Raw genomic sequence first — 7,450 nt, forward strand, 5'->3', positions numbered from 1 at the left:
CGCCCCCCCCGTCCGCGCCCACCCCCCCATCTTCGGACTCTTTCTCGGCTTCCTGGCCATCGTCCCGGCGTCCAATCTGCGCCCCCCCCCCCCCCCCGGGGGGGGCCCCCCCCCCTGCCGGGTGGGATTCGACGATTACGCCGCGTCGATCAGTGACCGTCGCGTCGATCAGTGACCGTCGCGGTGATCGTTGGCCGTCCCCGGACGTGGATAACGTCTCAGCCGCGCAGTGACGTGGTGACGGTATCGGCCGCGGCAATGGTGGCGGTGGCCAGCTCGTGCAGGCGGGCGGCGGGGAGATTGGTGTCGGGGCAGGAGACGATCGACGCGATGACCGAGCCGTCGGAGGCGAAGATCGGGGCGGCCACCGAGACGACCGCATTGTGGTCGCCGAGTTCGTCGGGGAGATAGTCGATGGTGATGAGGTCGGCGATCATGGCGCTGAGACGGTGCCGCAGCGGATCGGTGACGGGGGAATGGCGAAGTGCCCCCAGGGCTTCCAGCATGGGGGCGGACTCGTCGGCGAGGCGTTCGACGGAGTAGCCGCGGGCGGCGATGGCGTCGAGGACCGCGGTGAGGCGGGGGCGGTGGCGCGGGTCGGCGGCCTGCAGCCAGGTCTCCCGCTCGGATTCCGGCGCCCAGGCGATGAATTCGCGGCAGACCGGCGGCGCGAACGGCATGCGGCGGGCGGGGCGGATCCACGGGACCGACGGGGTGCCGAGCACCTCGGTGATGACGATGGCCTCCTGCTCTCGCTCGGCCAGGAAGATCGGGACGCCGTGCGCGGCGGCCAGCGCGTGCATGGGCTCCACGGCCAGGCGGCGCAGCGGAAAAGCGGTGTCGGCCCGCCGCGCCACGGCCAGTAGTCCGAGGCCGAGGCTGTAGTTCCCCTCGCTGTCGCGCACGGTCCAGCCGTCGGCGGTGAGCTGGGTGAGCACGGCGTGCGCGGTGGCCCGGGACATGTCGGTGGCGCGCACGATGCGGGCCAGCGAGAGGCGCTCGCCGGAATGCCGCGACAGCAGCTCGATCGCCTGCACGACCCGGTGGGTCGGCGGTGAGGCCGGCGCGGAACCTGCTCCGGCCGCCGTTCCCGGTTCGGAAGCCACAGGGGCGGTGGTGGATTCAGGCAACTCGATCCCTGCTGATGTCGGTCCCGGCGCTGCGGGAGGTTCGCGCCCGATCGTATCGACCGGGGTATCGGTCATCCGCACCGGAGTGGCCCGGATCCGGTGCGCCCGAGCTACTCCGATGTGCGGCGGCGCCTACTGCGATGCGCGGCAATTCGGGCGCGGGTATTGACCGTCGCCCGGGTACCGACCTATCGTCGGTGTCACATTATCGAACAATAGCGTCGAATATTCGACACTGCAAGGTCGAATGACCGGACGGATCGGATGACGCGGCGAATGGGACGAGAGATGCGCACGGGATATGAGCTGTCGCACCTGAACGCCTTGGAGGCGGAATCGGTGCACATCATCCGGGAGGTGGCGGCCACCTTCGAGCGGCCGGTGCTGCTGTTCTCCGGTGGTAAGGACTCGGCGGTCATGCTGGAGCTGGCGCGGCGGGCGTTCTGGCCCGCGCCGCTGCCGTTCCCGTTGCTGCACATCGATACCGGGCGCAATTTCGACGAGGTCATCGACTTCCGGGATCGCACCGTGGCGCGGCTGGGAGCCCAGCTGCTGGTCGGCAGCGTGCAGGACGATATCGACGCGGGCCGGGTCACCGAACGGCCCGGTGAGACCCGGAACCGGCTGCAGACCACCACCCTGCTGCGCACCATTCGCGAGCACCGCTTCGACGCGGTATTCGGCGGGGCGCGCCGCGACGAGGAGAAGGCGCGCGCCAAGGAGCGGGTGTTCAGCTTCCGCGACGAGTACGGCGCGTGGGAACCCCGGGCCCAGCGCCCCGAGGTGTGGAACCTCTACAACGGCCGGCACCGCAAGGGTGAGCACATCCGGGTCTTCCCGCTGTCGAACTGGACCGAGCTCGACATCTGGGAGTACATCGACCAGGCCGAGGTGGAGCTGCCCTCGCTGTACTACGCGCACCGGCGCACCGTGGTGGCGCGCGACGGAATGCTGCTGGCGGACAACCGATTCCTGGAGTTCGGCCCGGAGGAGAAGCGCTTCGAGGCCACCGTGCGCTTCCGGACCCTCGGCGATGCCGACTGCACCGGTTGCGTGGAATCCACCGCGGCCGACCCCGCCGAGGTGATCGCCGAAACCGCCGCCACCCGGCTGACCGAGCGCGGCGCCACCCGCGCCGACGACCGCATCTCGGAGTCCGGCATGGAAGATCGCAAGCGAGAGGGCTATTTCTGATGCGCCGCAACCTGTTACGACTGGCCACCGCGGGCAGCGTGGACGACGGTAAATCGACCCTCATCGGGCGGTTGCTGTTCGACTCCAAGAGCCTGTTCAGCGATCAGCTGGATGCCATCGAGCGCGCGAGCCTGTCGCGCGGCGGCGACGGGCCGGACCTGTCGCTGGTGACCGACGGCCTGCGCGCCGAACGCGAGCAGGGCATCACCATCGATGTCGCGTACCGCTACTTCGCCACGCCGCGAAGGAAATTCATCATCGCCGACACCCCGGGGCACGTGCAGTACACCCGGAACATGGTGACCGGCGCGTCCACGGCCGACCTGGCGCTCATCCTCGTCGACGCGCGCAAGGGCGTCTCCGAGCAGACCCGCCGCCACGCCTTCCTGTCCTCGCTGCTGGGGGTCGGGCACCTGGTGCTGTGCGTGAACAAGATGGACCTGGTCGACTGGTCCGAGCAGCGGTTCGAGGAGATCCGGTCGGAATTCGCGGATTTCGCCACCAAGCTGGATGTCGGTGATCTGAGCTTCATCCCGGTGTCGGCGCTGCACGGCGACAATGTGGTGGATCCGTCCGCGCGCACCGCCGACTGGTACCCGGGCCCGCCGCTGCTGCGGCACCTGGAAGAGGTGCACGTCGCCTCCGACCGCAACCTCATCGACAACCGGCTGCCGGTGCAGTACGTCATCCGGCCGCACGGGGAGAACCAGCGCAGCTACGCGGGCACCGTCGCGGGCGGCATCTTCAAGCCGGGCGACGAGGTCGTGGTACTGCCGTCGGGGCGGACCAGCCGGGTCAACCAGATCTGGGGGCCGGGCGGCGGGAAGGTCGACGAGGCCTTCACCGGTATGGCGGTGTCGCTGACCCTGGACGACGAACTCGATATCGGCCGTGGCGATATGCTCGCCCGGCCCGGCAACCAGCCGCACACCGATCGTGAGCTCGACGCCATGGTGTGCTGGTTCTCCGACGACACCGAACTGCGGGCCGGCAACTCCTACGCCATCCGCACCGCCACCCAGACCTCCAAGGTCGAGGTGAGCGAGCTGGACTACCGGCTGGACGTGAACACCCTGCACCGGCAAACCGACGCGGATCGGCTGGGGCTCAACGACATCGGGCGCGTGACGATCAAGAGCCGGCAGTCGCTGCTGTTCGACCCGTACCGGGAGAACCGCGCCACCGGCAGTTTCATCCTCATCGACGAGGCCACCGATCAGACGGTGGCCGCGGGCATGATCACCGGACGCTCCACGGGCGCACCGCGGGTCGGGCAGAAGGCCTCGAATGTGGTGTGGCACAGCTCCGCGGTGGAGCGCGGGCAGCGGCTCAGCACCGGCGCGACCGTGTGGCTGACCGGATTGTCGGGCTCCGGGAAGTCCACCATCGCAGTCGAATTGGAGCGGCAGCTCATCGAATCCGGGCAGCCCGCCTACCTGCTCGACGGCGACAACCTGCGGCACGGGCTGAACAAGAATCTGGGCTTCACCGACGAGGACCGGCGGGAGAACATTCGCCGCGTCGCCGAGGTGGCGGCGCTGTTCGCGGATGCCGGCGTGGTCGCCATCGTCTCGCTCATCAGCCCGTTCCGTGCCGAACGGCGCGAGGCGCGCAAGCTGCACGACTCCAGGAATCTGTCGTTCCGGGAGATCTTCGTGGACACCCCGCTCGAGGAGTGCGAGCTGCGCGACTCGAAGGGCCTGTACAAGCGGGCCCGCGCCGGGGAGCTGCGCGAATTCACCGGCATCAGTTCGCCGTACGAGCGGCCGGAGTTCGCCGACCTGACCATCACCCCCTCGGCCGGGACGCCGGCCGAGATCGCCCATCGAATTCGAGAGATCCTAGGAATCGCTGATAGCTGATGACAGATATAGACAAGGCCGAGCTGCCTCTCACGGAGCCGTTCCTCGCGGCGGTCGCCGAGGCCGAGAAGCTCATCGCCGCCGCCGATTTCATCCGTGACCCGCACGACCTCGCGGAGGGCTACGACTACCTGCAGGGCAGCATTGCCGCGGTCCTGCAGCTGTCGCGGGCGCACGGCACCTCGCACCCGTACCTCGTGACGGCCACCGGGCCCTACACCAAGATGGGCCTGGACAACCCGGACACGCTGTACTACAGCGCCAATATCGAGCCGAATGCGGAATACCTGCTCACCGGCGTGCGCGGTAGCACCGTCGACCTGAGTTTCCAGGTGCTCAAGGGCGATTACACCGCCACCGACGTCCCGAACGGTGACGACGCGTTCGACGACCGGCGGCTGCAGATCGACGAGGACGGCAGCTATCAGCTGCGCTTCGGCCCGCCCAAGGAGAATCCGGAGCCGAACTACTTCGTGCTCGGCGAGGGCGCGTCCATGCTGGCCGTGCGCGAGGTGTACGGCGACTGGAATGCCGAGCGCAAGGGCAGCATTCGCATCGAGCGGGTGGACACCATCGGGACCGCTCCGGCCGAGGCCGGGGTGGATCAGCTGCGCAAGCGGTACCGCGCGGCGGGGCGCATGCTGTTGACCCGGGTGCACACCTGGTTCAACTTCCCGAAGTGGTTCTACCTGAACCTGCCGGTCAATACGCTCACCGAACCTCGGCTCACGCCGGGCGGATTGAGCACGCAGTACTCCTCCGTCGGGCATTTCGAGCTGGAGGACGATCAGGCGCTGATCATCACCGTGCCGAAATCCGATGCGCCGTATCAGGGTTTCCAGCTGGGCAGCCGCTGGTACGTCTCGCTCGACTACGCCAACCACCAGACCTCGCTGAATCATCAGCAGGCGCAGGTGGATCCGGACGGGATGATCCGCATGGTGGTCTCCGCCCGGAACCCGGGCATCGCCAACTGGATCGAGACCACCGGCCGCAAGCTCGGCATTCTCCAGTTCCGCTGGCAGCGCGTGGATCGCGCGATCACGCCGGAGGACGGGCCGACCATCGAGCTCGTTCCGTTGGACAAGGTGGCCGAACGGCTGCCGCACTACGAACACAATCGGATCGACGAGGCCGGATGGCGCGAGCGGATCGCCGCTCGCCAGCGCGCCTTCGCGGAAAGGATGCTGGGATGACCCGCCTGAAGACGGGACTGCTGGCCGACAAGGTCGTGGTCGTGAGCGGTATCGGGCCCGGTCTCGGTCGCTCCATCGCGCTGGAGGCCGCGGCGGCCGGGGCCAAGGTCGTGCTGGCGGCACGCACCGAGTCGCGGCTGAAGGAGGTCGCCGACGAGATCGCGGCCGAGGGCGGCGCGGAAACGCTCTGCGTGCCCACCGACATCACCGATGAGGCCACGGTCCAGAACCTGGCGAAGCAGACCCTCGAGACCTTCGGCCGGGTCGACGCGCTGGTGAACAACGCATTCAAGGTTCCGTCGATGAAGCCGCTGGCGCGCACCGACTTCGAGCAGATCCGCGAGAGCGTGGACCTGACGGTGCTCGGCAATCTCCGCATGACGCAGGCGTTCACCGACGGGCTGGCCGCGACCAAGGGCTCGGTCGTCATGGTCAACTCCATGGTGCTGCGGCACTCCGAACCCCGCTACGGCAGCTACAAGGTCGCCAAGGCGGCCCTGCTGGCCATGTCGCAGACCCTGGCGACCGAGCTGGGCGAGAAGGGGATTCGCGTCAACAGCGTGCTGCCGGGCTACATCTGGACCGACCAGCTGAAGTGGTACTTCAGCGAGATCGCCAAGAAGTACGGCATCACCGAGGAACAGGTCTACCAGCAGACCGCGTCCAAGTCCGACCTGAAGCGGCTGCCGCTGCCCGACGAGATCGCCCAGACCATCGTCTTCCTCATGTCGCCGTGGGCCAATGCCATCACCGGGCAGACCATCGACGTCAACTGCGGCGAATACCACGTCTGAGCAAGGAGTTTCACCACTATGAGCGGACGTACCAACGTCGGCACCGTCGAGGATCTGCACCACTCGGCGTCGAAAGTCAGCGGCCTCACCGACTTCGGGTCCGACGACTACCTGGAGGCGCTCGGCGTCCTGCTGGAGTCCTACCAGCGTGACGCCGGGCTCACCGAGCTCGGCTCCAAGATGAGCCGGTACTTCCTGCGCGGGGCGCTCGTCGCGCGTGCCCTGAGCGAAGCCTCCTGGCAGGCCAACCCGGCCTACACCGAAACCCAGGTCACCAGGCCGATTTTCGTGACCGGTCTGCCCCGCACCGGCACCACCGCCCTGCACCGGCTGCTCGCCGCCGACCCGCAGCACCAGGCCCTGGAGATGTGGCTCGCCGACTTCCCGCAGCCGCGGCCGCCGCGCGAGACCTGGGCCGACAATCCGGTCTACCAGGCGGTCGACAAGGGGTTCGCCCAGCACCGGATCGAGAACCCGGAATTCATGGGCGTGCACTACATGACCGCCGCCGAGGTCGAGGAGTGCTGGCAGCTGCTGCGCCAGACGGTGAAATCCATCTCCTACGAGTCGCTGGCCTACCTGCCGAGCTACTCGCAGTGGCTGCGCAAGCAGGACTGGACGGACGCCTATGCGCGGCACAAGGCGAACCTGCAGCTCATCGGCCTGGGCGACAACCGGCGCTGGGTGCTGAAGAACCCCAGCCACCTGTTCGCCCTCGACGCGCTCATGAAGGTGTATCCGGACGCGCTGATCATCCAGACCCACCGCGACCCGGTCACCATCGTCGGCTCCTCGTGCAGCCTGTCCGAGCAGGCCACCGCGGGCTGGTCCACCACCTTCGTCGGCGAGAAGATCGGTGCATCGCAGCTCGAACTGTGGTCCCGTGGCCTGCGCGAATTCAATACCGCGCGAGCCCGTTACAACCCGGACCAGTTCCTCGACATCGAATTCGACGAACTCCGCGCCAACCCCTTCGCCGCGGTCGAGAAGATCTACTCGAAGTTCGGCCTGGACTACACGGACTCGGCCCGCACCGCCATGACCACCCTCGATGAGGAGAGCAAGTCCGGCGATCGCAAACCGGTCCACCAGTACTCCCTGGCCGACTACGGCCTCACCGAAGACCAGGTCCGAGCCGAATTCGAGCTCTGACCAACCCATCTCGGACGGCCGGGTGCGCACCTCGCGCCCCCCGCCCTCCCCGCGGGGGCGGGGGAGTAGCCCAGCGAGATAGCACCGATATCAACCACGGGCTCTCACGAACGGGTTTACAC

The 7,450-nt window shown here is 68.0% G+C and carries 6 protein-coding genes; 5 read left to right on the forward strand and 1 reads right to left on the reverse strand.

Annotation, left to right across the window (positions count from 1 at the left end; all coding sequences use genetic code 11):
* Positions 1–218: 218 nt before the first annotated feature.
* On the reverse strand, positions 219–1,106 hold the full coding sequence (locus ABZV44_RS45385; protein WP_354851576.1) for a helix-turn-helix domain-containing protein: 888 nt from the start codon (positions 1,104–1,106) through the stop codon (positions 219–221).
* Positions 1,107–1,418: 312 nt separating this feature from the next.
* Here ABZV44_RS45385 and cysD point away from each other — a divergent pair, with 312 nt between their 5' ends.
* Genes cysD through ABZV44_RS45410 form a run of 5 tightly spaced genes read left to right on the forward strand, consistent with a single transcriptional unit; the run spans position 1,419 to position 7,328 of the window.
* Entirely contained in the window at positions 1,419–2,324 is a 906-nt protein-coding gene (gene cysD / locus ABZV44_RS45390) for a sulfate adenylyltransferase subunit CysD (protein WP_354851579.1), read from the forward strand.
* Positions 2,324–4,186 carry an adenylyl-sulfate kinase gene (gene cysC / locus ABZV44_RS45395; RefSeq protein WP_354851582.1) on the forward strand — a complete coding sequence of 621 codons (1,863 nt, stop codon included), beginning with the start codon at positions 2,324–2,326 and terminating at the stop codon, positions 4,184–4,186. The genes cysD and cysC overlap by 1 nt, the downstream gene beginning before the upstream one ends.
* A complete protein-coding gene (locus ABZV44_RS45400) occupies positions 4,186–5,382 on the forward strand; it encodes a hypothetical protein (RefSeq protein ID WP_354851585.1) in 1,197 nt (398 codons plus the stop codon). Before cysC ends, ABZV44_RS45400 begins: the two co-directional genes overlap by 1 nt.
* Entirely contained in the window at positions 5,379–6,176 is a 798-nt protein-coding gene (locus ABZV44_RS45405) for an SDR family oxidoreductase (RefSeq protein WP_354851588.1), read from the forward strand. The genes ABZV44_RS45400 and ABZV44_RS45405 overlap by 4 nt, the downstream gene beginning before the upstream one ends.
* Before the next feature lie 18 nt (positions 6,177–6,194).
* A complete protein-coding gene (locus ABZV44_RS45410; protein WP_354851591.1) occupies positions 6,195–7,328 on the forward strand; it encodes a sulfotransferase in 1,134 nt (377 codons plus the stop codon).
* Positions 7,329–7,450: the final 122 nt, after the last annotated feature.

This window comes from Nocardia sp. NPDC004860 (assembly GCF_040609015.1).
Classification (GTDB): Bacteria; Actinomycetota; Actinomycetes; order Mycobacteriales; family Mycobacteriaceae; genus Nocardia.

Coding starts and splice junctions, on each gene's coding strand:
- cysD (WP_354851579.1), top strand. CDS start 1,419: ATGCGCACGGGATATGAGCTGTCGCACCTGAACGCCTTGGAGGCGGAA.
- cysC (WP_354851582.1), top strand. CDS start 2,324: ATGCGCCGCAACCTGTTACGACTGGCCACCGCGGGCAGCGTGGACGAC.
- ABZV44_RS45400 (WP_354851585.1), top strand. CDS start 4,186: ATGACAGATATAGACAAGGCCGAGCTGCCTCTCACGGAGCCGTTCCTC.
- ABZV44_RS45405 (WP_354851588.1), top strand. CDS start 5,379: ATGACCCGCCTGAAGACGGGACTGCTGGCCGACAAGGTCGTGGTCGTG.
- ABZV44_RS45410 (WP_354851591.1), top strand. CDS start 6,195: ATGAGCGGACGTACCAACGTCGGCACCGTCGAGGATCTGCACCACTCG.